Genomic DNA, 25448 nt, shown 5'->3' on the forward strand with positions numbered 1-25448 from the left:
CTCGGCCGGGAAACCCGTACCGCCCCTCAGGCAGTCGGCGCGGTGACCTTCGCGGTGGCCCAGTGACACGCCACCTGCGTCTCCCCGCCGCCCGACAGGACCGGCAGGTCCTGCGTACGGCACGCGTCCGCGACGCCCGCCCGCTCCGCCTCGCCGGAGGCCAGCACCTGGCAGCGGGCGTGGAAGCGGCAGCCGGACGGCACCCGGGAGGGGTCCGGCGGCTCACCCGTCAGCACCACCGGATCGCCCGGCGCCTCCGGCAGCACCGACAGCAGCGCCTGGGTGTACGGATGGCGCGGGGCCGTCAGGATCTGCTCGACGTCACCCGTCTCCACGATGCGGCCCAGATACATCACCGCGACCCGGTCCGCGATGTTCCACGCCAGACCGAGGTCGTGCGTCACGACCAGCGCGGAGAGCCCCAGCTCCTCGCGCAGCCGCAGCAGCAGCGCCAGGATCTCGCCGCGCACCGACGCGTCCAGCGAGGCCACCGGCTCGTCCGCCACGATCAGCTCCGGCTCCAGGACCAGCGCCCCCGCGATCACGACGCGCTGACGCTGACCGCCCGACAGCTCGTGCGGATAGCGCAGGAAGAACCGCTCCGGCGGACGCAGCCCGGCCCGCGACAGCGCGTCGTGCACCGCCTGCCGCTCGTCGCCCGCGTAGCCGTGGATGCGCAGCCCTTCGGCCACCGCGTCGTAGACCGTGTGGCGCGGGTTCAGCGAGCCGCTGGGGTCCTGGAGGACCAGCTGGGCGCGCTTGCGGTACGCCTTGAGCGCCCGGCTCCCGTAGTCCAGCGGCTTCCCGTCGAACGTGATCTGTCCGGCCGTGGGCGGGACCAGGCCCAGCAGGGAGCGGGCCAGCGTCGTCTTGCCGCACCCCGACTCGCCGACCAGGGCCACGATCTCGCCGGGCCTGATGTCCAGATCCACCCCGTCCACCGCACGCGCCGGCTCGGCCCCGTGCCGGCCGGGGAAGGTGATCCGGAGCCCCTGCGCGCTGAGCAGGTCCACGGGGGTCGTCGTCATGATGTGCTCCTCGCTTCCTCGGCGCCCGGCAGGACCGGCGCCGCCGCCCCCTCCGGACCCACCAGCACGCACGCGGCCTGCCGCCCGGGGCCGGCATCCCGCAACTCCTGGTCCAGCGTGGAGCAGGAGTCCAGGGCCAGCGCGCAGCGCGGGTGGAAGGTGCAGCCGGCCGGCAGCGCCGACGGGTCGGGCGGGTCGCCGGGCAGGCCCTGCGGCGCGAACCGGGACGACGGGTCCCCGATGCGCGGGAAGGCGCCCGACAGGGCCCTGCTGTAGGGGTGGTGCGCGCTCTCGTAGACCTCGGAGGCGGGGCCCTCCTCGACGACCCGGCCCGCGTACATCACGGCGAGCCGGTCGCAGGTGTCGGACAGCACCGCCAGGTCGTGGCTGATCATGACGAGGCCGAGGTCCTGCTCGGAGACCAGCTGCTCGATCAGGCGCAGGATCTGGGCCTGGATCATCACGTCCAGGGCCGTCGTCGGCTCGTCGGCGATGATCAGGCCCGGGTCGCAGGCCAGCGCCATCGCGATCATCACGCGCTGCCGCTGCCCGCCGGACAGCTCGTGCGGATAGGCGTCCGCCCGGGCCGCGGGCAGCCCGACCTGTTCCAGCAGCTCACCGGCGCGCTTCCGGGCCGCCGCCGGGGTCGTCTTCCGGTGCAGCAGGATCGGCTCGGCGATCTGGTCCCCGATGCGGTGCACCGCGTTCAGCGAGTGCATCGCGCCCTGGAAGACGATCGACGCGCCCGCCCAGCGCACAGCCCGGACCTGGCCCCACTTCATCGCGAGGACGTCCTCGCCGTTCAGCAGGATCTCGCCGGTCACCTTCGTCCCCGCGGGCAGCAGCCGCAGCAGGGCCAGCGCCAGTGTGGACTTGCCGCAGCCGGACTCCCCGGCGATGCCCAGCTTGCGCCCGGCCTCGACCCGGAGGTTCACGCCGCGGACGGCCTGCGCCCCTCCGGCGTACGTCACGGTCAGGTCGCGTACCTCCAGAAGAGGCGCCTTGCGGATGCTCGTCGTGCTCAACGGGCCACCCCCAGCTTGGGATTGAGGACGGACTCGATCGCGCGGCCGCACAGCGTGAACGCCAGGGCCACCAGGGCGATGGCGATACCGGGCGGTGCCAGGTACCACCAGTCGCCGGCACTCACCGCCCCCGCGGCGCGCGCGTCCTGGAGCATGCTGCCCCAGGAGGTGATGGTCGGGTCGCCGAGGCCGAGGAAGGCCAGCGTGGCCTCGCTCAGGATCGCGTTGGAGATGGTCAGCGTGGTCTGGGCGAGCACCAGCGGCATCACATTCGGCAGGACGTGCCGGAGCATGATGTGGCCGTGGCCGCCGCCCAGCGCGCGGGCGCGCTCGATGTACGGGCGGGACTCCACGGCGAGGGTCTGCGCCCGCACCAGGCGAGCGGTGGTCGGCCAGGTCGTGACGCCGATCGCGATGACGATGGTCCACAGGGAGCGGTCCATCACCGAGGCGAGGGCGACCGCGAGGACCAGCGTCGGCATCACCAGGAACCAGTCGGTCACCCGCATCAGCACCGTCGAGTACCAGCCGCGGAAGTGACCCGCGACGATGCCCACGATCGTGCCGATGGCGACGCACAGGAACGCCGCGAGCAGCCCCACGGTCAGCGAGACGCGCGCGCCCCACACCAGGAGCGCGAGCACGCTGCGCCCGAACTGGTCGGTGCCGAGCGGATACGCACCGCTCGGCGATTCGAGCGCGCCGCCGGACGCCTCGGTGACGCTCTCCGAGTCGGCGCCGACGAGCTGGGGCGCGGCCAGGGCGATCAGCGCGATCACGACCAGGCCGGCCAGGCCCCACATGCCGCCCTTGTGGCGGCGGTACTCCCGCCAGAAGCGGGCGGCCGACTGGCGTTTGCGGGCCCGGGCCAGGGCGCGGGCGCTCCGGACGGGCTCGGGCGGGGCCGGCGCCGGGGCCGGCGTGGGCATGGAATCGGTCGTGGTCATCGGCCCACCCGGGGATCGAGCAGCGGATACAGCACATCGGCCAGGGTGTTCGCCAGGATCACCGCGGTGGCGAAGACGAAGAACAGGCCCTGGACGAGTGGCAGGTCGGGGGTGCTGAGGCCCTGGTAGAAGAGGGAGCCGAGGCCCGGCCAGGAGAACACGGTCTCCACCAGGATCTGCCCGGCGACCACCTGCCCCAGGTTGACGAACATCAGCGTGAAGGTGGGCAGCATCGCGTTGGGCACGGCGTGCTTGCGGCGCACGACGTCGTCCCGCAGCCCCTTGGCGCGCGCGGTCGTCAGGTAGTCGCTGCCCATCTCGTCCAGCAGCGAGGACCGCATCACCAGCAGCGTCTGCGCGTACCCGACCGCCACCAGGGTGATGACCGGGAGCACCATGTGATGCGCCACGTCGATGACGTAGTCGAGGCCGCTCGTGTCGCCCGACGACATCCCGCCCGTCGGGAACATGCCCGGGATCGGGCCGACGCCGACCGAGAAGACGATGATCAGGAGCAGCCCGAGCCAGAACGACGGCACCGAGTACAGTGTGAGCGCGAGCGCCGTGTTGAACCGGTCGCCGGCCGAGCCGTTGCGCCAGGCGGTGCGGGTGCCGAGCCAGATGCCGATGATGCTGTAGAGGACGTAGGCGGTGCCGGTGAGCAGCAGCGTCGCCGGCAGTTTCTCCACGATCTTGTCGATGACCGGTGCGTGGTATGCGAACGAGTCACCGAAGTCGCCGGTGAGCGCGTCCCCGATGTAGCTGGTGAACTGCTGCCACATCGGCTGGTCGAGCCCGAACTGATGACGCATCGACTCCAGCTGTTCGGCCGAAACGCGCCGGCCGCCCGTCATCTGTTTGACCGGGTCGCTCGGAATGAGCCGGAACAGGAAGAAGCTGGTGACCAGAACCGCGAACAGCGAGACGACGGCGCCCGCGATCTTGGCGGCCACGTATTTCAGATAGGCCGTGGTGTTGCGCGCCCGTGGACCGCGTGCGGCCGAGGGGCCGGCCGGAGGGCCGCCCGTGGCCGCGTCCGCCGGTTGCACGAGCGCCGGAGTGCTGTCAGCTGTCATGGGGAACTCTCGTTACTCGTGTCGTTCCTGGAAAGAACCGGCCGGCGCGGGTCTGGCTACCGCACCCGCGCCGGCCGGTTCCTCACATCCCGTTCGAGAACCTACTCGCGATCGTCCGCGGTGGTGCGGCGGCGCCGCGAGATCAGGAACCCGCCACCTGCGAGGACCACGACCGCCACCACGATTCCGATGATCACACCGCTGGAGGAGTCCGAGCTGCTGCCCTCCGAGCCGCCGTTGCCGCTCGCCGGCACGGCCGACCACCAGCTCCAGTAGCCGTCCTGGCCGTAGATGTTGCCGGCCGCCTCGGGCATGGTCGTGATCGACTTGATCTGGTCGGTGCGGTACGCCTCGACCGCGTTCGGGTAGGCCATCACGTTCATGTACCCGGAGTCGTACAGCCAGGACTGCATCTGCCCGACGATCTTTGCCCGCTTCGCGGGGTCGTACTCGGCGAGCTGCTTCTTGTAGAGCTCGTCGTACGTCTTGTCGCAGATGAAGTTGTCGGTGGCCGCGCTCGCCTTGGCCTTGGTGGGCAGGGCGGCGCAGGTGTGGATGCCGAGGACGAAGTCCGGGTCCGGGTTGACCGACCAGCCGTCGAAGGCGAGGTCGTACTCACCGGCGTACCAGGGCACGGAGACGTCGTCCAGGCAGTCGACCTTCAGTCCGATGCCGAGCTTGCCCCACCACTCCTTCAGGTACTTGCCGACCGCCTTGTCGTTCGGGTCGGTGGCGTGGCACAGGATGCGCAGGTCGAGCGGCTTGCCGTCCTTGCCGACGCGCTGGTCGCCCTTGAGCTTGTAGCCCGCCTCGTCCAGCAGCTTCGCCGCCTTGTCGGGGTCGTAGCCCAGCGCCTGGTCGGCGGAGGGCTCCCAGGCGTACGCCGAGAAGCGCGGCGGGATGTAGCCCTTGCCCTCGACGGCGTGCCCCTGGAACACCCTGTCGATGATCGTCTCGCGGTCGATCGACAGGAACAGCGCCTGGCGCACCTTCCGGTCGAGCAGCGCCTTGTTGCCGTTGCCGAACTTCTTGCCGTCCTTGGTCTGCGCGCCGGGGTTGGTGGCCAGCGCGTAGAAGCGGCGGCCGGGACCCTCGTTGACCTTGATGTTCTTCTCGCCCTTGAGCGAGTTCGCCTGAGCGGGGGTCAGCGCCGGCGAACCGGCGACGAAGGAGACCTCACCCTTGCGGAGGGCGGCGACGGCGGCGTCCTGGTCCTTGTACGTCTTGAAGACCAGCTCGTCGAACTTGGGCGCCCCGCGCCAGAAGTCCTTGTTGGCCTTGAGCTTCACGTACTGGTCGACCTTGTAGTCCGTCAGGATGAACGGGCCGTTGCCGACGACGGGGAACTTCGTGTCGTTGTTGAACTTCGAGAAGTCGCCGACCTTCTCCCACACGTGCTTCGGCACGATCGGCACGTCGAGCGCGGCCATGGTGGCCTGCGGCTCCTTGAGCTCGATGACCAGCTTGGTGGGGCTGGGCGCCGTGACCTTCTTGAAGTTGGTGACGAAGCTGCCGTTGGCCTGGGCCGCGGCCTCGTCGTCCATGATCTTGTTGAACGTCCAGGCGGCGTCCTCGGCGGTCGCCTGCTGCCCGTCGGACCACTTGGAATCGGTCCGAATGGTGTACGTCCACGTCAGCTTGTCGGCGGAGGGTTCCCACTTGGTCGCCAGGCCGGGGACGGCGTGGTTGTCCTTGGCGTCGTAGTTCGTCAGGAAGTCGTACATGAGCCGCGAGACGCTGGTGCTCAGAAGCTTCTGGGCGAGGAACGGGCTCAGGGAGTCGACGCTCTGCGCGACCGCGACGGTGAGTGTCGTGTCGGCTTTGCCACCACTGTCGGCGGCCTGCGCCTGCTGGGGCGCGGCCCCGAGGGGCATTCCCGGCACGACGGACGCGGCCGCGAGAGCGAGGGCGGCGGCACCGGAGGCCAGGAGGACACGCAGACGTGAGCGTGGCGGGGCGGAGGAGGACAGAACTCTTACGACCATGGTCTGGGACCTCGTGTCATGACTCGCACGGGAAGGCTGGTTGAACTTCGGTTCGCCGACTGGTGTTGCGAAGGTCTATCAGCGGTGGTCGAGCCACGTCAACGGTCCTCGAAACGGCGTGTGGTCTGCGGATATGCCAAAAGGGTCCGCATCGCGGAGGCGATGCGGACCCTCATTGGTTCAGACCTCTGACGCCTTACTGCTGAGGCGCTGGCGGAGGCTCCTGCTGCCATCCGGCGGGCGGTACGGGACCGTGCAGCTCGGCATGTCCTGGCTGGTCGGGCTGTCCTGGCTGGTCGGCCTGGGGGTGCGGCCGGGCCTGGGCCGGGGGCTGCTGGTACGGCTGCTGGGTCCGGTCCGGCTGCTGCTGCCAGGTCTGCCCGGCGCCGGGGCCCGGCTGCGGGGCGTAGGGCTGCTGGCCGCCGTACGGCTGCTGCGGGTGCGGCTGTTGGGGCTGCGGGTAGGGCTGACCGGGTTGCTGCGGCGCGTACGGCTGTCCGGGGTACTGGGGTTGGCCGGGGTGCTGTGGCTGCTGGGGCTGCTGGGGTGCGTACGGCTGCTGGCCCGGGGCCTGCTGTCCGGGGATCTGCTGTCCGGGGATCTGCTGGCCCGGCAGCGGCGGGGCGTACCGCGGCGGCGGGCCGCTGCCGTCCGCCGTCCACAGCCCCTGCTGCTGCTGGGCGCGCGCGAAGTCCTCGGCGACCAGGGCGGAGAGGTCGAAGTACGCCTCCCGGGTCTTCGGCCGCATCATGTCGAGGTCGACCTCCGCACCGGCCGAAAGGTGCTCGTCGAACGGCACGACGACCACCCCGCGGCAGCGCGTCCGGAAGTGCTGCACGATGTCGTCGACCTTGATCATCTTGCCGGTCTCGCGGACGCCGGAGATCACGGTGATGGACCGTTGGACCAGCTCCGCGTACCCGTGTGCCGACAGCCAGTCCAGGGTCGTGGACGCACTGGACGCGCCGTCGACCGAGGGCGTCGAGACGATGATCAGCTGATCGGCCAGGTCCAGCACACCGCGCATCGCGCTGTACAGCAGACCGGTCCCCGAGTCCGTGAGGATGATCGGGTACTGCTTGCCGAGCACGTCGATCGCGCGCCGGTAGTCCTCGTCGTTGAAGGCCGTGGAGACCGCCGGGTCCACGTCGTTGGCGATGATCTCCAGCCCGGAGGGCGCCTGCGAGGTGAACCGCCGGATGTCCATGTACGAGTTGAGGTGCGGGATCGCGTGCACCAGGTCGCGGATGGTCGCGCCGGTCTCGCGGCGCACCCGGCGGCCCAGCGTGCCGGCGTCCGGGTTGGCGTCGATCGCGAGGATCTTGTCCTGCCGCTCGCTGGCCATGGTCGCGCCGAGTGCGGTGGTCGTCGTGGTCTTGCCGACGCCGCCCTTGAGGCTGATCACCGCGATCCGGTAGCAGGAGAGCACCGGCGTACGGATGAGCTCCAGCTTGCGCTGCCTCTCCTGCTCCTCCTTCTTCCCGCCCAGCTTGAAGCGCGAGGCGCCCGAGGGGTTGCGGCTGCTCCGGGTCTTCTGCTTGCCCCGGATGAGCCGGTCGGAGGTGAGCTCCACGGCCGCCGTGTACCCCAGCGGGGCGCCGCCCGCAGCACGCGGATCGCGGGGGGCGGGGGTGGGCCATGAGGTGCCGGCCCGGGGGTCGACGGGCTGCTGCGGCTGCGGCTGCGGCTCCGGCTGGACCTGCGCGGGGAGGTTCGGGGTGCCGGCGTCGGCGGTGGGTGCCGGGGTGCCTTGTGCGGGGGCGCCCTGGGCCGGGGGCTGGGTGCCCTGCGGGAAGCCGTAGCCGCTTTGGGGCTGGGGCTGTGGCTGCTGTGCCGACTGGGGCTGCTGCTGTGCGGACCAGGGGGCCTGCGGCTGGGGTGCCTGAGGGCTCTGGGGTGCCTGAGGGCTCTGCGACGCGGGCGGTTGCGGGCGCTGTGCCGGGAGGTTGGCGGCCGGGAGGGGCTGCTGGGGCTGAAGTTCCGGCTGGTGCGGCTGCGGTGCCTGCCGGGGGAAGCCGTAGCCGGACTGCGGGGCGGAGGGCTGGGGCTGGGGCTGGGACACCTGGGGCCGGGCCGGCTCGGGCTGCGGTGCCTGCGGCTGCGGTGCCTGCGGCTGTTGGGCGGCCGGCTGGAAGGCGGGCGGCAGCGGCGGGAGACCGCCCTGCGAGGGGGCGGCCGGTGCCCAGGGGGACGGCGAGGCGTTCTGCGGCGCGCCGTCCGCCGGGACGTCGCGGGGTGCCGCGTCCGAGGTGGCGTCGGTCGCCGGAGCCTCGTCGGCCGGCTCGGGGGAGTCCGCCTCGCCGGAGACCGCGGGGGCCTCGTCGGAGGACGCGGCGCCGGAAGGCGCGGCTTCGGAGGGCGCGGCCTGCGACGGTTCCGCGTCGTGCGGCTTCAGGCTGTACGGCTCCGAGGGCGCGCCGGCCGACGTGAGGCCGGCCTTGTCGCTCTCCCCGCCTTCCTCGGCCGCGGAGGCGCTTCCGGTCGCGTCCGCGGGCGTCGGGCTGTCCTTCGCCACCTCGGGCTCGAAGTCGAAGACCCTTCCCAGGACGTCGTCCCAGGACTCCTCCTGGTCCGCGCCGGACGTACCCGCCGCCGCGTCGTCCGAAACGGCGCCGGTGGCCTCGGACGCGTCGTCGGCACCGGACGGCGCGTCGCTGCCCGCCGCCTCGGCGTCCGCCTCCGCCTCGTGCTCCGCACGTTCCCGCTCCTCGATCTCCCGCTTCAGCGCGGAGGCCGAGAAGCGCATGGTGGCGCCGCTGTCGAGGTCGCCGGTGTCCGGCGGGGCAGGGGTCCGGTCGGGGTCGAAGCCGCGGTGCGCCGGGGGCGGCGGCAGCGGCACCGGGTCCCCGCTCGGCGGCGGGGGCGATGCCGGCGGCGTACCGGTGCCGCCCGAGGAGTCGCCCGGCGCGTTCTGCGTGTACCAGGCGGGCGGGGTGTAGTCGATGGTGAACTCACCCGTCGTCTCGGCGGGCTCCGCGTCGGACGACTCGTCGACAGGCTTGTCCCAGCCCCCGCGCATCTCGTCCCGATCGCCGTTCACTTTGCCTCCTGGTGTGGTCGAGCACCCTTGTGCCGTGGTGGGTGGGGGCGTTCCCGCAACGCGAACCGCCCGGCTCTCCCCCTGGGACGCACATGGCCTGCCCACAGGTTCTCCGCCGCGTCCGGACCCAGCCTAATCGCCATGGGCCCCGCCACGGCAGGCCGTACAGCGCCGTGAAAGCTGTCCCGTACGTCACGTAGTGCACCCAAGTGGACTGAGTGCGACAGGGAGTGAAACCCAAAGCGGTCAAACAGGCACAACTGCATCGGAATTCCGTCAGTCGCGCCCGGAGCGCGCCCTTGCATCCGCCAGGTGTACGCCCGTCAGTCCACCCGGCGCGCGGCGCCCAGGAGTCCCGTCTCCACGTCGGTCGCCCGGGTCGTCACCAGCCGGCTCTCCCGCCGCGTGCACCAGAGGGTGACCCCGTCCGCCAGGGCGGGCAGCGCGCGCACCGCGCCGGCCGGCAGCCTCAGGAGGCGCCCGGCCGTCTCCGCCTCACCGGGTGACACCCGCTGCACGCCCACCAGCGAAGCCTTCTCCGTCAGTGCGGGCGCGGCCGGCCCCAGATACGGCAACAGGGTCAGCACCGACTGCCACGGCCCGGACACGGCCCGCCCGGGCGGCGGACGCATGCCGCAGTCCCGTACGACGACGACCGGCGAGGCCGCCGACGGGCCCAGCGGCGGCACCCGGCCGACCTCGTGCAGCGCGACGCATCCGCTGCCGGCGGCGGCCCGGACCAGGCCGGCCCAGGCGTGCGCGCGCCCCGTCTCCACCGCGATCCGCGCACCCGTCGCCGCTGCCCGCAGCGCGAGCACCTGCGCCGTCCACAGCCCGCCGACGAGTGTGACGTCGTACGAGGAAGGGCGGTTGAGGCCGAGTACGGCGGGGAAGCCCTCCTCGTCCACGCCGATCACCACCCCGTCGTCGCCCACCGGCATCTCCAGCGAAGCCAGCTGCTCGGGGCCGATCGTGTACCGCCGCCGGCGCGGGCCGACCGGACCGAAACCCAGCCGGCCCCGCACCCGTCCGCGCGCCGCCGCCATCAGCGGGCCCCGCCGAGCGGGAGCGTGGCGAGCACTCCGGGCAGCTGCTCGCGGTCCAGGCGTACGAGCGAGACCCGCACCGCGCGTGCCACGCGCTCCAATTCCCTTCGCGCGGAACGGAGTTCCTCATCGGTGCGCGCGCTGATCCGCAGGTAACCGGCGGCGGCGACCTCCTGCCGGTCGCCCCGCGCCAGCGTCAGGCTGAACGTCGTGGCCAGCGCCGGTACGGAGGTGAGCAGCGCGACCAGCCGGGGCATCGGCGCATCGCCGGAGCGCGGCCACCGGCGCACCCAGTACGCGGTGTGCCGGCGCCCGTCGCAGCTCCACGTCCGCGAGGTCTCCCGCGTGCGGCGGGCGGGCCGCAGGGACCCGTCGGCGCGGGGGGCCGTCGTGGGGTCCGCGCAGGCGGCGGCGGCGAGCGCGGCACCGAGCTCCTGCTCCGTCAGCACCGTCGCGCCGAACCCGGCCCCGGCCAGCCGGCCGGACAACTGGTCGGCCGCCCGCAACAGGCACCGCCGCGCCCCGGCCGGGCCGCCGCCCCGCATGCGCACGGCCTCCGGGCAGAGCTCGGGGTCGAGCGTCAGCGTGACCCAGGTGATCCGCACCGCCGGTGACCCCGTACGGGCCTGGAGCGGCGCGTAGTTGAGCGCGGCGACCGCGTCACCGGGCAGGTGCGGGGCGGGGGCGGGCCGGGTGTGCTGCACGATCCGTGCCGATTCCAGGCGGATGCCGTCGACGTCCATCACGTCCCGGACGAGCCCCGGTGGCAGCGGACGCACGGTCCGGTCCGCCCGCAACACCGTGTCGTCCGCGTCCACCCGCACCACCACGGTGAGGTGTGTGCCGTCGCCGACCATGCCCACCGGCCGCCGGTCCCGGTGCGTGAACGAGCAGGTGCGCAGGGCCGGTACGCACTCGCTCAGCGGCGCCACCGGGGACCAGGAGCCCGGTCCGGCGGCCGGCAGCCGCGAGGCGGCCCTCCGGTTCCGCGCCCGGAACGCGACGACCGTGCCCAGCCAGGCCGGCAGGGACCGGCGGCGTCTGCGCACGACGGCGAGGACCACGAGCAGCGCGGCCGTCATCCCCGCAGGGCCCAGGAGCGCGGGTCCGGCGACCCAGGCGCACAGCAGGACCGCCACCGCCACTTCGAACAGAACAAGCTGTTGCAATCGAAAAGTGCCGATCGGCCCGGCGCGCCGGTTCAACCGCGCGCCGCCCCTGTCCGCCATCGTGCCCTGCCCCCGTCCGCGCCGTTCCGACCCGCGCCGCACTCGTCCTGCCGAACGCTCCGGCGGAAGCGCACAGCGTACCGGGCTTCGGACAACACCCAGGTACGGGCGGCATAGTGGTCGCCGACAGCGGGAAGCCCCGCCGAAGCGCGTGCGGTGAGCGCCCGCGGGTGTGCGGCGCGGGCGGAGAGGGAAGGCGGACCGGGCCATGGTGACCCGACGGGACGAGCTGAACGCGTACACATTTGCGAAGAAAAGAGCCCTGGCCGCCTTCCTTCAGCCCTCACCGGACGGCTCCGACGAGGGCGCCCCACGCCCACTGCGCGCCGTCCTCCCCGGTGTGCTCACCGGCGCCCTGCTCCTCGCCGGATTCGGCGCGTACGGCATGTTCCGCCCGGTCGCCCCCGAGGGCTGGGACCGCCCCGGTGCCAAGGTCGTCGTCGGCAGGACGTCGACCACCCGCTACGTGGTGCTCACCACCGGCCGGGGCGCCCATCGCCGTACCCGGCTGCACCCCGTACTGAACCTCGCGTCCGCCCGGCTGCTGCTCGAACCCGGCGACCACGGCGTCGTCCAGGTCGCCGACGACATCCTGGACGCGGGCAACCCCCCGCGCGGACCGGTCATCGGCATCCCGTACGCCCCCGACCGGCTCCCCGGCAAGCGGGACGCGGGCACCGCCAAGCGGTGGGCCGTCTGCGTACGGCCGGGAGGCGAAGGCGCCGGTGTGCGGAAGGCCGGCTTCGTCCTCGCCGCCCGCGACCACCGGCTGACGGAGGGCCCGGACCGGCTCACCGGCGGCCAGGTCCTCTACGTACAGGACCCGCACGGCATCCGCTACCTCGTGGACGCCCGGGGCACCAAATACCGCGTGGACGAACGGCCCGGTGACCTCGGACACCTCACCGACGCCCTGGTCGGGCGCGCCCGGCCGCGAGCCGTCACCGGCGACTGGCTCGCCACCCTGCACACCGGCAGCCCCGTCGCCTTCCCCGTCCTCCCGGGCGAGATCGGCGCCCCCGCCCACGTCGAGGGCCACCTGTCGGCCCGCGAGAACCGTGTCGGCGCGGTGCTGCGGACCAGGAACGGCGCGGGCACCGCGTACCACGTGGTGCTCGACGGCCGGGTCCAGCCGGTCTCCGAGTTCACCGCCTGGCTGATCGTCAACTCCCCGCAGACCGCCGCCCTCGACCAGGCCGGCACCGCCTACCCGGCGGGGCTCCAGGACTTCGTGCCCGACCCGGCACCCTTCGCCGGCCAGGCCGCGCACTGGCCCGCCCGCAAGGCCGTCCGCGTCGACACCGCACACCGGAGCACCGTCTGCTCCGTACTGCGCGCGACGGACGACAGGGGCCGCACCACCCTGAGCACCTGGGCGGGCACCACGTATCCCGCCGCCGTCGGCGAGGGCGGTACCAGCACCTACGTCACCCCCGGCAGCGGGCTCCTCTACACCCAGGTCCGGGGCCACCAGACCACACCCCAGGGATCACTCTTCCTGGTGACGGACACAGGGTTGCGGTACGCGGTTCAGGGGAACGGCGACGGCGGCCCCGGGCACTCACCGCTCCCCGCCGGCGGCACTCCGCACGCTCCGGGGCGGGCCGGCGAGGCGCAGACCCGGCTCGGCTACGAGGACGTGAAGCCCGCCCTCGTCCCCGCCGAGTGGTCGGAGTTCCTTCCCCGCGGCCCACGGCTCGACACCACCGGCGCGCGCCGCCCGCAGGGTTCCTGACGTGGCGCCCCGGACGGCGACGCGGCCGGCGGTGGCCCTCGCCGCGCTGGCCACCCTCGCCGCGGCCCCGCCCGCGTACGCGATCACCGGTCCGGACGGCGGCGCGTGCGTCCTGCCGGCGAACCGCCGGTTCGAGGGCCGCCCATGGCCGCTGCAGCGCGTGCTCCTGGACGAGCTCTGGCACGACACCCGGGGTGAGGGCGTCCGCGTCGCCGTCATCGACACCGGGGTGGACGACACCCACCCCCAGCTCGCGGGCGCGGTCACCGCCGGCGCCGACATGCTGGGCCCGGGCGGCGACGGCACCGGCGACACGGTGGGCCACGGCACCCGCGTCGCCGGAATCATCGCCGCCCGACCCCGCGAAGGGACCGGCTTCGTCGGGCTCGCCCCCGGAGCGACCGTCCTCCCGGTCCGCCAGAACGACGCGCGCGGCCACGGCACCGACGCGTCACTGGCCGCCGCGATCCGCCTCGCCGTCGCCCGGCACGCCCAGGTCGTCAACATCTCGCAGGAGACCGTCCGCCCGCAGACCGCCGACTCCGCCCTGGGCCGCGCGGTGGCCGAGGCCGTCCGCCGGGACGTCGTGGTCGTCGCCTCCGCCGGCAACGACGGCACCCACCCGACCCGTACGCCCGCCTACCCGGCCGCGTTCGACGGGGTCATCGCCGTCGCCGCGTCCGGCCGCGACGACGAACGAGCGCCCTTCTCCCGGCCCGGGAGCTTCGTGGACGTCGCCGCGCCGGGCGTCGACATCGTCTCCACCGCCCCCGGCCGGGGCCACTGCACGGACAGCGGGACCAGCTACGCCGCCCCCTACGTGAGCGCGGTCGCCGCACTCATGCGCGCCAAGTACCCGCACTGGACGGCCGCGCAGATCGCCGCCCGCATCGAACAGACCGCGGAGCGCTCCGTCAACGGGCGTGACGAATTCGTCGGATGGGGTGTAGTCGACCCGGTCCGCGCACTGTCCGGCGACGACACCCCGCAGGACGCGCCGCACCCCGACGAGCCGCCCTCCGGCGCCCGCGCACCGGACCCGGTGCCGCTGTCCGCCGCGGACACGCGGCAGCGGCGCGACCGCCGCTACGCCGCCTGGGCCATGGCCCTCACGGTCCTGCTGACCGGCGCGGTGGCGGGCGCGGCGGCCGTCGCGCGGGAGCTGCGCCGACGTCGTACGGGATGAGCCCGAGGGCCCAGGAATCCGTCCTCGCGCACGATCGAGGGGCCTCCACGGCGGCCGGGAACGCAGGCCGGACTGGCTAGCCTGAGCCGCCTGAACGGCCCAGAGAGAGGACCTCGTATGACCAGCCCCACCAGTGGATTCGCGCTTGCCGACGATCCGGTCGTCCAGGCCAGGAACAAGATCGTCCACACGGCCGAGGCGGTGTCCCGGCAGGCTCGCGAGCTGGCCGACGTCCTCGCGACGGTGGGGGCCGGCTGGACCGGCGCGGGCGCCTCGGGCTTCACCTCCGCGCAGCTCGTGGTCAACGAGGACCACGACGAGATCCGGCGCCTCCTCGGCGTACTGCTCAACGCCGTCGACGGCACCAGGAACCTCAGCAACGCGAACGACGAGGAGGTCCGCGCCGCCTTCAAGGCGGTGCGGGAACCGGCCTCCGCCGGCGGTGGCTCCGCCCTGAACGGCGTCTGAACCCGGCGCTGTTCCCCCGACACGACCAGAGGAAACCGATGGGGTACGACCCGCACACCAAGGTCAGGTACGAGAGCGTCCAGGAGGTCGCCAACCGCATCCGCGCGGTCTCGCGGAACATCTGCCGGGACCTGGAGGAGATGGACGGCGCGCTCAAGGTCGTCACCGACACCTGGGACGGCCAGGCGCACGCCGAGTACGTGACGCTCCAGCACAAGTACCGGAACAAGGCCGACCACATGAGGGGCCGGCTCGACGAGGTCGCGAGGCTCATCGAGAGCGGCAAGGACCACTACCGGGCCACGGACCTCCGGTCCTCACGCCTGTTCACCGAGGCCTACTGACAGGGCCGCGGCCGACGGCCCGGGCCCCCGGGCCCGGACGTACGAAGGGGCACGTTCACTCGAACGTGCCCCACACCTACCCGGTGACGACTACGGAAGGTCGAACTCGCCGTCCCTCGCGCCGAGGACGAACGCGCGCCACTCGGCCTCCGTGTACCTGAGCACCGTGTCCGGGTCCAGAGAGGACCGCATGGCCACCGCGCCGCCGGGAAGGTGCGCGATCTCGACGCGCTCCTCCTCCTGCTCCGTCCCGGGAGCACACAGCCATTCCACCCCCGAGATGTCGAGTGCGTACAGCTCGTCCTTCTCCGCCTGCGTGCCCATCGTGAGAGCTCCTTTCCGTACCTGGCTCTGCACGGCACCGTACAGGCAACACGGCGGCCGGGGACCCGCTCCGCCGAACCCCCGCGGACGCCCCGACGCTCACCCCCGTTCCGGCAGCCAGCCGGTCTGCACGAGGCTCTTCCCGCCGCGCCGCGTCGCCATGCACGCGCGCCCCGGCGGCATCGGGCGGGCGCGCACCGAGCCGACCAGATCGCCCTCCCCGGGATCACCCGACAGCACGACCCCCTGCGCGCCCAGCTCCTTGATCCGCTGCAGGAACGGCTCGTACATCGCGCGGGACGCGCCGGCACAGCCGCGCGCGACGACGAAGCGCACCCCGGTGTCCCGCGCGAACGGAAGACAGTCCGCGAGCGGGGCGAGAGGGCTGCCCGTGCCCGTCGCGACGAGGTCGTAGTCGTCCACGACGACGAAGATCCTCGGACCCGCCCACCAACTGCGCTCCCGCAACTGCCGGGGCGTGACATCGGCCGGAGGCCGGCGCCGCGCGAACACCCCGGCCAGCGCCTCCATATGCGTCGCGAGCGCGTCCGGCGTCGGCGCGTACTCCAGCAGATGGCTCTCCGGCAGGGCGCCCAGCAGCCCTCGCCGGTAGTCCCCGACGACGAGCTTCGCCTCGTCGGGGGAGTAGCGGCGGGCGATCTGCCGGGCGAGCAGCCGCAGCAGAGCCGTCTTCCCCGATTCACTCTCCCCGAACACCAGAAGGAACGGATCGGCGTCGAAGTCCACGAACACCGGCTCCAGATCGGATTCGGCGATGCCGATCGCGACACCCCGCTCCGGGAACTCGTCCCCCTTGGGCAGCCGCTCGGCGGGGAGCACCGCGGGCAGCAGCCGTACGGGCGGGGTCGGCGGCCCCGCCCAGTCCGCCCGGATCCGCCCGGCCAGCTCCGCCGTACGGTCCGGCAGTCCGGCCGGGTCCTCCACCGGGCCCAGGCACGGCGCGGCGGCCAGGAAGTGCAGCCTCTCCGCCACCTGCCCCCGGCCCGGCACCCCGGCGGGAACCCGCGCGGCGACCCTCCGGTCGAACTCGGAGTCCGACACGTCACCGAGCCGCAGTTCGAGCCGCCCGGCCAGGTGGTCCTTCAGCGCGGCCCGCACCTCCAGATAGCGGGCGGCGGTGAGCACCACATGCACCCCGTAACCGAGGCCCCGGGCCGCGATGTCGGTGACGACGGGCTCCAACTCCTCGTACTCCGTACGGAAACCGCCCCAGCCGTCCACGACGAGGAAGACGTCGCCCCATGCCTCACCGGGCAGACCGCCACGGGCCCGCTCGCGCCGGTACGCGGCCATGGAACCGATGCCCCGCGCCCGGAACGCCTCCTCACGGGCCCGCAGCACCCCGGCCACCTCCGCGACCGTACGCCGCACTCGCTCGGGATCCAGCCGTGAGGCGACCGAGCCGACATGCGGCAGACCCGACAGCGACGCGAGCGCGCCACCACCGAAGTCGAGTCCGTAGAACTGGACTTCACGCGGGGTGTGGGTGAGCGCGAAGGACATGACCAGCGTGCGCAGCACCGTGGACTTGCCGGACTGCGGCCCGCCGACCACCAGCATGTGCCCCGCCGCCCCGGAGAAGTCCTGGAACAGCACCTCGCGCCGCTGCTCGAACGGCTTGTCCACGAGCCCGAGCGGAACGACCAACCCGCCACGCCCGCCGCCCCCCGCGACGGTGAACCCGCGCTCCGGGTCCGCAGCGAGGTCCGGCAGCAGCGCGTCCAGCCCCGGCGCCCGGTCCAGCGGAGGCAGCCACACCTGATGGGCGGGCACGCCCCGCCCCTCGAGCCGCCGCACCACCACGTCGAGCACGGACTTTGCGACCGCGTCGGCCCCGCGCACCTCAGCCACGGCCACAGGCGCGGACACCGGCACCGGCAGCGCGCTGAACAGCGCCGCCGTAAGGCCCCCCGGCCCCTCCCCGGCAGCCCGCCCGGCCCCACCCGGCCGGTACGGCCCCGAGACGTACGCCGCTTTGAAGCGGGTCAGTTCCCGCGTACCGGTCCTCAGGAACCCCGAACCGGGCACCGGCGGCAGGTCGTACGCGTCCGGCACACCCAGCGCGGCCCGCGACTCCTCCGCCGAGAACGTGCGCAGCCCGATCCGGTACGAGAGATAGGTCTCCAGCCCCCGCAGCCTCCCCTCCTCGAGGCGCTGGGACGCCAGCAGCAGATGCACACCCAGCGACCGGCCGATGCGCCCGATCCGGATGAAGGTGTCGATGAAATCGGGCTGAGCGGTCAGAAGTTCGGAGAACTCGTCGATGACCAGCACCAGCGTCGCCAACGGCTCCAGCGCGGCGCCCGCCGCCCGGGCCCGCTCGTAGTCATGGATGCCGGCGAAGTTGCCCGCCGCCCGCAGCAGTTCCTGACGACGCTGGAGCTCCCCGCGCAGCGCGTCGCCCATCCGGTCGACCAGCGCCAGGTCGTCCGCCAGATTCGTGATGACGGCGGCCACATGCGGCATCCCCGCCATCCCCGCGAACGTCGCCCCGCCCTTGAAGTCGGCGAGCACGAAGTTCAGCGTTTCGGAGGAATGAGTGACGGCAAGACCGAGCACCAGCGTCCGCAGCAACTCGGACTTCCCCGAACCGGTCGCGCCCACACACAGCCCGTGCGGCCCCATCCCGTCGAGCGCCGACTCCTTCAGGTCGAGCACCACCGGAACACCGTCCTCGCCCACCCCGATCGGCACCCGCAGCCGCTCCGCCACCGGCCGGGGCCGCCAGGTCCGCTCCACCTCCACCGCCCCCGCGTCGCCCAGGTCCAGCAGATCGGCGAAGTCCAGCGCGGCCAGCAGCGGCTCGTCCCCGTCCCGCCCACCGGCCCGCAACGGAGCGAGCCGCCGGGCCAGCGCCTCCGCCTCCGGCAGCGACAGCCCGTCCGGCACACCCACCCCGCACTCCGCCTCCAGCACACCGGGGCGCACCCGCACACACAGAGCACCGCGCGGTCCCTCCGCATCACCCGGGGCCACCTCGACCAGCGTCACCCCCTCCACGCCCCCCGCCGCACCCAGCACCGAACCCCGGGCCACCCCCGCCCCGTCCAGCACCACGACGACATGCGGCCGGTCCGGCAGCGGCAACCCCTCCGAAGCGAAGCGCCCGCGCCCCTCCAGCAGAGGGCCGAGCAGCGGTTCCAACCCGCCCGGCTCCCGGGCGAACAGCCTCTTCGCACCGGCACCGTCCACCTCACCGGGCACCTGGACATGTGGCAGCCACTTCACCCACTCCCAGCACACCGCCGCGTCCCGCGCGGCCACCACCGCCACCACCAGGTCCCGGGGGGAGTGCAACGCCGCCAACTGCGCCACCAGCGCCCGCGCCGCCGCCCTGACGGGCTCCGCCGACCCACTCAGCCGCACCCGGTACGCCTCCCGCAGCGGAACGCACAACGGCAGGCCGTCCAGTGAGCCGTGCACCGCGACGAACCGCCGCACCGCGTCCGCGCACACCGGCTCCGGCTCACCCGGAGCGTGCTCCGGCACGGCCAACGGGGTCGCGAGCCGCTGCCTGCCGAGACCGATCCGCACCACCCCGAAGTCCGCGTCGCCGGGCCGCCGCTCCCACACCCGGCTTCCGCCCGCGACCACCGCCCACAGCTGACCGGGGGCGGGATGAGTGAACAGCAGACCGTCGCGCTGGAGCCGCGCCGTCCGCCGCACCGCACGGCGGGCCCGCGCCAGCCGCGCGAGGTAGTCACCCCGCGCGTCCGCCGTCCGCCCCTGCGTACCGCGCCGGTACCGCACCACCTGGGCCACCACCATCGCCAGCGTCGACACCAGCATCAGCACACCCATGATCCGCATGAACGGCGGCGCCTGCGGCGAGAAGAAGAACACCACCGACGACGCCATGCCCAGCACCGGAAGAAGCTGCATCAGCACCCCCTCGCGCTGCCCGCGCGGCAGCACCGGAGGGGGCTCCAACAACACCTCGTTCGTGGGAATTTCCGGCGGCAGCAGGCGGGGCGGACGCTTCACGACGATCTGACTCACCGGTGCATCGATCCTTGGGTGCGGAGGTGTGTGGGACGGGAGGTAAGGGGGAAGGGCGGGCCGGCGCGTGCGCACACCGGAGGGACACCCCCGCCCCGAAGCGCCCGTGATCCTACGCACTGTCAGTCTTCGCCCCGATCCGCCCGATAGGGTGGCCCGCCCATCGTGCGGACACCGCCGACCAGCGACGAACAGGGGCCCCCGACACGTGAGTCCGACCGCAACGACCGGCTTCTGCCGCGTCACCGTCGTCACGCCCGACAGCCGTATCGACGTCGCCCTGCCCGAGGACATCGCCGCCGCCGACATCTGGCCCGAGATCCTGCGCCTCACCGGACCGGCCGGACCCCCCACCGCACCCCCCGGCCACCACCTCGTGCGGCTCGACGGAACGGTCCTGGACGGCGCCCGCACCCTCGCCGCGCAACGCGTCCTCGACGGCGACATCCTCACCCTGCGGCCCTTCGCCGCCTCGCTTCCCCCGCCCGTCTTCGACGACGTCGCCGACGCCATCGCCTCGGCCGCGGGCCGCGACCGCCACCTGTGGAGCGACGACCTGCTGCGCGGCGCGGCCCCGGCCGCCGGCGCCCTGCTCCTCCTCCTGGCGGCCCTCGTCCTGTGGCGGGCCGACCCGGTCCGCCACGACATGCACGGGCCACCCGGAGCCGTCGCGGGCGTCGCCGGACTCCTGTCCGCCACCGTCGCCGCCGTACGCGCCCGGGTCCACGCCGACCGCGTCACCGCCGCCGCGCTCGGCCTGGGCGCCCTGCCGCTCGTCCTCCTCGCCGGATCCGGCCTCATCGCCCCGGACCCGGGCGGGGGAGCGGGCCGGCTGCAGTTCCTGCTGGGCTGCGCCGCCGTGCTCGTCGTCTCGGCCGCCCTCACCGCGCTCGCCCCGTGCGGCGACGCACCCTTCGCCGGCGCCGCCTTCCTGGCCGGCGCCGGAGCCCTGGCCGCGTTCGCCGCGATCCTCACCGAGGCGTCCGCCACCGCCGCGGCCGCCGTCTGCGTCCCCGCCGCCCTCGGGCTCATCGCGTTCCTGCCCGGCCTCTCGGCCCGTTTCGCCCGGCTCCCGATCGGGTACGCCGCGCCGTCGCCGACGGACCCCTTCAGTGACGAGGGCGAGGACCCCGAGGAGCCCCCTCCCGTCGCCCCGGTCGACACCCGCCTCGTCGCGGACCGGGCCCGGCGCGGCCACGAACTGCTGCTCGGCCTGGCCGGGGGCTGCGCGGGCCTGGCCGCCTCCGCGGCAGCCGTCCTCGGCGCCTCGGACAACATCTGGGCCCGGCTCCTCGCTCTCGCGGCCGGGCCGGCGCTGCTGCTCCGCGCCCGCCTCTTCCGCTACACCGCCCAGGTCGCCTGCCTGCTGGTCGCGGGCATCGGCGCGCTCGCCGCCCCGGTCACCGGCCTCGCCCTCACCACCGGGGGAGACGACCCGGCCCTGTATCCCCGTACGGCCGGACTGTGCGCGGCGCTCGTCGCCGGCGCCGTACTCCTCGCCGCCGCGGGGGCGACCGTCCCGCGCAAGGGCTTCTCCCCGTTCTGGGGCAGATTCCTGGACCTGGCCGAGAGCGCGCTCCTGCTCTCCCTCGTCCCGCTCTGCCTCGCGGTCCTGGACCTCTACACGCGCGCGAGGGCGCTCACCGGCTGACGGCCGGCGGGGCCGGTCCGGGCGGCTGGTAGTCTGGCTGTGGCCGTTTGTGTACGCGTTCCCGGTTCGCTCTGGGAGCTGCGCTCATCGGACCCTCGCTCCCGAGTCACCCAAGCTCCCCTGAGAACCAGACCAGGGGCACTCGTGGGCGCATCGAACACCAAGAGGAGTACCGCGTGCCGCTCGACGCCGCTACGAAGAAGCAGATCATGACCGAGTTCGCGACGAAGGAGGGCGACACCGGTTCCCCCGAGGTCCAGGTCGCCATGCTCTCGCGCCGCATCTCGGACCTGACGGAGCACCTCAAGACGCACAAGCACGACCACCACTCCCGTCGTGGTCTGCTGATCCTGGTCGGCCAGCGTCGCCGCCTCCTGCAGTACCTGGCCAAGAAGGACATCCAGCGCTTCCGTGCGCTCGTCGACCGCCTCGGCATCCGCCGCGGTGCGGCCGGCGGCGCCAAGTAAGACCGCTGCGCAAGGGAGCGGTTCCCTCACTCTGGGAGCCGCTCCCTTTGCCGTACGTGCGGTACCGGGGGCAACCTCAGTAACCTGGACGTACAACAACAGACGAGGAGAGGCGCCGCACGGCCGCCGCCGGTCCTCGGTAGTGGCCCCCGGGACAACGCCCGGGAGCTTCGATCGAAGACCGGCCCCGCACACACGGCGCGCTTCTCCGCTCCGTCCGGCGCCACACGGGCGCCCGGACGAAAGACGACGAGTATGGAGAATTCACTAGTGGAGAACGAGACCCACTACGCCGAGGCCGTCATCGACAACGGCACCTTCGGCACCCGCACCATCCGCTTCGAGACGGGCCGCCTGGCCAAGCAGGCCGCCGGCTCCGCCGTCGCGTACCTGGACGACGACACCATGGTGCTGTCGGCCACCACCGCTTCCAAGCGGCCCAAGGACAACCTCGACTTCTTCCCCCTGACGGTGGACGTCGAGGAGCGGCAGTACGCCGCGGGCAAGATCCCGGGTTCGTTCTTCCGCCGGGAGGGCCGCCCCTCCGAGGACGCGATCCTCACCTGCCGTCTGATCGACCGGCCGCTGCGCCCCTCCTTCAAGAAGGGCCTGCGCAACGAGATCCAGATCGTCGAGACGATCATGGCGCTCAACCCCGACCACCTGTACGACGTGGTCGCGATCAACGCCGCCTCCGCCTCAACGATCCTGGCGGGCCTGCCCTTCTCCGGGCCGATCGGCGCCACCCGCGTCGCCCTGATCAAGGGCCAGTGGGTCGCCTTCCCGACGCACACCGAGCTCGAGGACGCCGTCTTCGACATGGTCGTCGCGGGCCGCGTCCTGGAGGACGGCGACGTCGCGATCATGATGGTCGAGGCCGAGGCCACCGAGAAGACCATCCAGCTCGTCAAGGACGGCGCCGAGGCCCCGACCGAAGAGGTCGTCGCCGCCGGTCTGGAAGCCGCCAAGCCCTTCATCAAGGCGCTCTGCAAGGCGCAGTCCGACCTCGCCGCCAAGGCCGCCAAGCCCACCGGTGAGTTCCCGGTCTTCCTCGACTACCAGGACGACGTCCTGGAGGCCCTCACCAAGGCCGTCAGCACCGAGCTCGCCAAGGCGCTCACCATCGCCGGCAAGCAGGAGCGCGAGGCGGAGCTCGACCGCATCAAGGAGATCGCGGGCGAGAAGCTCCTCCCCGAGTTCGAGGGCCGCGAGAAGGAGATCTCCGGTGCCTACCGCGCGCTGACCAAGAAGCTGGTCCGCGAGCGCGTCATCAAGGACAAGGTCCGCATCGACGGCCGCGGCGTCACGGACATCCGTACGCTCGCCGCCGAGGTCGAGGCCATCCCGCGCGTGCACGGCTCCGCCCTGTTCGAGCGTGGCGAGACCCAGATCCTGGGCGTCACCACCCTCAACATGCTCCGCATGGAGCAGCAGCTGGACACCCTCTCCCCGGTGACCCGCAAGCGCTACATGCACAACTACAACTTCCCGCCGTACTCCGTCGGCGAGACCGGCCGCGTGGGCTCGCCCAAGCGTCGCGAGATCGGCCACGGCGCGCTCGCCGAGCGCGCGATCGTGCCGGTCCTCCCGTCCCGCGAGGAGTTCCCCTACGCGATCCGCCAGGTCTCCGAGGCCCTGGGCTCCAACGGCTCGACGTCCATGGGTTCGGTCTGCGCCTCCACCATGTCCCTGCTGAACGCCGGTGTGCCCCTCAAGGCCGCCGTCGCGGGCATCGCCATGGGCCTGATCTCCCAGGAGATCGACGGCAAGACCCACTACGTCGCTCTCACCGACATCCTCGGTGCCGAGGACGCGTTCGGTGACATGGACTTCAAGGTCGCCGGTACGAAGCAGTTCGTCACCGCGCTCCAGCTCGACACCAAGCTCGACGGCATCCCCGCCTCGGTCCTGGCCGCCGCGCTGAAGCAGGCGCGCGACGCCCGCCTCCACATCCTCGACGTCATGAACGAGGCCATCGACGTCCCGGACGAGATGTCCCCGAACGCCCCGCGGATCATCACCGTCAAGATCCCGGTGGACAAGATCGGTGAGGTCATCGGCCCCAAGGGCAAGATGATCAACCAGATCCAGGAGGACACCGGCGCCGACATCACGATCGAGGACGACGGCACCATCTACATCGGTGCCCAGCAGGGCTCGCAGGCCGAGGCCGCCCGCGCCACGATCAACGCGATCGCCAACCCGACCATGCCGGAGGTCGGCGAGCGCTACCTGGGTACGGTCGTCAAGACGACCACCTTCGGTGCGTTCGTGTCGCTCATGCCGGGCAAGGACGGCCTGCTGCACATCTCGCAGATCCGCAAGCTGGCCGGCGGCAAGCGCGTGGAGAACGTCGAGGACGTGCTCGGCGTCGGCGCCAAGGTCCAGGTCGAGATCGCCGAGATCGACTCCCGCGGCAAGCTCTCCCTCATCCCCGTCATCGAGGGTGAAGAAGACGAGAAGAAGGACGACGCCGCCAAGTGACGTCCCGTAGTTCCGCGACGACGGCCCGCCCCTCCTCCGAGGGGCGGGCCGTCGCCCGTACCCAAACGCTTCTCAAGGGCAGCAACGGCATCGGCACGGTCCGCCGTACGGTCCTCCCCGGCGGCCTCCGCGTCGTCACCGAGACCCTGCCCTCCGTACGCTCCGCCACCTTCGGCATCTGGGCGAACGTCGGCTCGCGCGACGAGACGCCCACCCTGAACGGCGCGACGCACTACCTCGAACACCTCCTCTTCAAGGGCACCGCCAGGCGCAGCGCCCTCGACATCTCCTCCGCCATCGACGCGGTCGGCGGCGAGATGAACGCCTTCACGGCGAAGGAGTACACCTGCTACTACGCGCGGGTCCTCGACACGGACCTGCCGCTCGCCATCGACGTCGTCTGCGACATGCTGACCGGCTCGCTGATCGCCCCCGAGGACGTCGACGCCGAGCGCGGCGTCATCCTCGAAGAGATCGCGATGACGGAGGACGACCCGGGCGACTGCGTGCACGACCTGTTCGCGCACACCATGCTCGGCGACACCCCGCTCGGCCGCCCCGTCCTCGGCACCGTTGACACGATCAACGCCCTGAACCGGGGTCAGATCGCCCGCTTCTACAAGAAGCACTACGACCCGACCCGCCTCGTCGTCGCCGCCGCGGGCAACATCGACCACGCCACCGTCGTACGCCAGGTCCGCAAGGCGTTCGACAGGGCCGGCGCCCTCTCCCGTACGGACGCGGTCCCCACCGCGCCCCGCGAGGGCTCCCGTGCCCTGCGCACCGCCGGGCGGGTCGAGGTCCTGGGCCGCAAGACCGAGCAGGCCCATGTGGTCCTCGGCATGCCCGGCCTGGCCCGCACCGACGAACGCCGCTGGGCCCTGGGCGTCCTCAACACCGCCCTCGGCGGCGGTATGAGCTCCCGCCTCTTCCAGGAGGTACGGGAGAAGCGCGGCCTGGCCTACAGCGTCTACTCGTACACCTCGGGCTTCGCGGACTGCGGCCTGTTCGGCGTGTACGCGGGCTGCCGCCCGAGCCAGGTGCACGACGTCCTCAAGATCTGCCGCGACGAGCTCGACCGGGTCGCCTCGGACGGGCTGAGCGACGAGGAGATCAGCCGCGCCATCGGCCAGCTCTCCGGCTCCACCGTCCTCGGCCTGGAGGACACCGGCGCGCTGATGAACCGCATCGGCAAGAGCGAGCTGTGCTGGGGCGAGCAGATGTCGGTGGACGAGATGCTGTCCCGTATCGGCGAGGTGACACCGGACGACATCCGCTCCGTCGCGGGCGAGCTCCTCGGACACCGCCCCTCGCTGTCCGTCATCGGACCGCTCAAGGACAAGCAGGCCGCCCGTCTCCACGAAGCGGTCGCCTAAAACCCCCAAGGAAGCAG

Annotated in this window: 18 protein-coding genes; 8 read left to right on the plus strand and 10 right to left on the minus strand. The window is 72.8% G+C overall.

All coding sequences use genetic code 11. The annotated features are described in order from the left end of the window. Positions 1 to 26 precede the first annotated feature (26 nt). The 8 genes from ACLQ2N_RS03705 to eccE form a co-directional block, all read right to left on the minus strand. The gene (locus tag ACLQ2N_RS03705) at positions 27 to 1028 is read right to left on the minus strand and encodes an ABC transporter ATP-binding protein (RefSeq protein ID WP_425808891.1); all 1002 of its coding nucleotides are present in this window, start codon (positions 1026 to 1028) and stop codon (positions 27 to 29) included. Next, the gene (locus tag ACLQ2N_RS03710) at positions 1025 to 2053 is read right to left on the minus strand and encodes an ABC transporter ATP-binding protein (protein ID WP_425808893.1); all 1029 of its coding nucleotides are present in this window, start codon (positions 2051 to 2053) and stop codon (positions 1025 to 1027) included. Before ACLQ2N_RS03710 ends, ACLQ2N_RS03705 begins: the two co-directional genes overlap by 4 nt. Beyond that, on the minus strand, positions 2050 to 3000 hold the full coding sequence (locus tag ACLQ2N_RS03715) for an ABC transporter permease (RefSeq protein ID WP_425808895.1): 951 nt from the start codon (positions 2998 to 3000) through the stop codon (positions 2050 to 2052). The genes ACLQ2N_RS03710 and ACLQ2N_RS03715 overlap by 4 nt, the downstream gene beginning before the upstream one ends. After that, positions 2997 to 4076, minus strand: coding sequence for an ABC transporter permease (locus ACLQ2N_RS03720; protein ID WP_425808897.1), 1080 nt, complete (start codon positions 4074 to 4076; stop codon positions 2997 to 2999). Before ACLQ2N_RS03720 ends, ACLQ2N_RS03715 begins: the two co-directional genes overlap by 4 nt. A 101-nt stretch (positions 4077 to 4177) precedes the next feature. Beyond that, entirely contained in the window at positions 4178 to 6061 is a 1884-nt protein-coding gene (locus tag ACLQ2N_RS03725) for an ABC transporter substrate-binding protein (protein ID WP_425808899.1), read from the minus strand. Between the two features lie 196 nt (positions 6062 to 6257). Next, a complete protein-coding gene (locus ACLQ2N_RS03730) occupies positions 6258 to 9101 on the minus strand; it encodes an SCO5717 family growth-regulating ATPase (RefSeq protein WP_425808901.1) in 2844 nt (947 codons plus the stop codon). 323 nt (positions 9102 to 9424) lie between these two features. Beyond that, positions 9425 to 10147 carry a hypothetical protein gene (locus tag ACLQ2N_RS03735; protein ID WP_425808903.1) on the minus strand — a complete coding sequence of 241 codons (723 nt, stop codon included), beginning with the start codon at positions 10145 to 10147 and terminating at the stop codon, positions 9425 to 9427. Beyond that, on the minus strand, positions 10147 to 11316 hold the full coding sequence (eccE, locus tag ACLQ2N_RS03740; protein ID WP_425808905.1) for a type VII secretion protein EccE: 1170 nt from the start codon (positions 11314 to 11316) through the stop codon (positions 10147 to 10149). Before eccE ends, ACLQ2N_RS03735 begins: the two co-directional genes overlap by 1 nt. 268 nt (positions 11317 to 11584) lie before the next feature. Here eccE and eccB point away from each other — a divergent pair, with 268 nt between their 5' ends. The 4 genes from eccB (at position 11585) to ACLQ2N_RS03760 (ending at position 15109) form a co-directional block, all read left to right on the plus strand. Then, positions 11585 to 13111, plus strand: a complete 1527-nt coding sequence (gene eccB / locus ACLQ2N_RS03745) for a type VII secretion protein EccB (protein ID WP_425808907.1) — start codon at positions 11585 to 11587, stop codon at positions 13109 to 13111. 1 nt (position 13112) lies between these two features. After that, positions 13113 to 14297 carry a type VII secretion-associated serine protease mycosin gene (gene mycP, locus ACLQ2N_RS03750; RefSeq protein WP_425808908.1) on the plus strand — a complete coding sequence of 395 codons (1185 nt, stop codon included), beginning with the start codon at positions 13113 to 13115 and terminating at the stop codon, positions 14295 to 14297. 117 nt (positions 14298 to 14414) lie between these two features. Next, positions 14415 to 14765, plus strand: coding sequence for a hypothetical protein (locus tag ACLQ2N_RS03755; RefSeq protein WP_425808909.1), 351 nt, complete (start codon positions 14415 to 14417; stop codon positions 14763 to 14765). 38 nt (positions 14766 to 14803) lie between these two features. Then, positions 14804 to 15109 (plus strand): WXG100 family type VII secretion target, encoded by a 306-nt coding sequence (locus tag ACLQ2N_RS03760; protein WP_425808910.1) that lies wholly within the window; start codon positions 14804 to 14806, stop codon positions 15107 to 15109. 90 nt (positions 15110 to 15199) lie between these two features. Here ACLQ2N_RS03760 and ACLQ2N_RS03765 read toward each other — a convergent pair whose 3' ends face one another. Together ACLQ2N_RS03765 and eccCa are read right to left on the minus strand one after the other, a co-directional pair. Continuing rightward, positions 15200 to 15433, minus strand: a complete 234-nt coding sequence (locus tag ACLQ2N_RS03765; protein WP_361029265.1) for a DUF397 domain-containing protein — start codon at positions 15431 to 15433, stop codon at positions 15200 to 15202. A gap of 99 nt (positions 15434 to 15532) precedes the next feature. Beyond that, a complete protein-coding gene (eccCa, locus tag ACLQ2N_RS03770) occupies positions 15533 to 19453 on the minus strand; it encodes a type VII secretion protein EccCa (RefSeq protein ID WP_425808912.1) in 3921 nt (1306 codons plus the stop codon). Positions 19454 to 19661: 208 nt separating this feature from the next. On the opposite strand from eccCa, the gene eccD reads away from it, so the two are divergent. The 4 genes from eccD (at position 19662) to ACLQ2N_RS03790 (ending at position 25431) form a co-directional block, all read left to right on the plus strand. Beyond that, positions 19662 to 21104, plus strand: coding sequence for a type VII secretion integral membrane protein EccD (eccD, locus tag ACLQ2N_RS03775; RefSeq protein WP_425808914.1), 1443 nt, complete (start codon positions 19662 to 19664; stop codon positions 21102 to 21104). Positions 21105 to 21280: 176 nt separating this feature from the next. Next, complete coding sequence (gene rpsO / locus ACLQ2N_RS03780) at positions 21281 to 21571, plus strand: 30S ribosomal protein S15 (RefSeq protein ID WP_018102307.1); 291 nt, start codon at positions 21281 to 21283, stop codon at positions 21569 to 21571. Between the two features lie 270 nt (positions 21572 to 21841). Further along, positions 21842 to 24055 carry a polyribonucleotide nucleotidyltransferase gene (locus tag ACLQ2N_RS03785; protein WP_425808999.1) on the plus strand — a complete coding sequence of 738 codons (2214 nt, stop codon included), beginning with the start codon at positions 21842 to 21844 and terminating at the stop codon, positions 24053 to 24055. Then, complete coding sequence (locus tag ACLQ2N_RS03790) at positions 24052 to 25431, plus strand: M16 family metallopeptidase (protein WP_425808916.1); 1380 nt, start codon at positions 24052 to 24054, stop codon at positions 25429 to 25431. The genes ACLQ2N_RS03785 and ACLQ2N_RS03790 overlap by 4 nt, the downstream gene beginning before the upstream one ends. The last annotated feature ends 17 nt before the right edge of the window (positions 25432 to 25448 follow it).

Origin of the sequence: Streptomyces sp. DT224, assembly GCF_049844595.1 — a bacterium.
Taxonomy (GTDB): Bacteria; Actinomycetota; Actinomycetes; order Streptomycetales; family Streptomycetaceae; genus Streptomyces.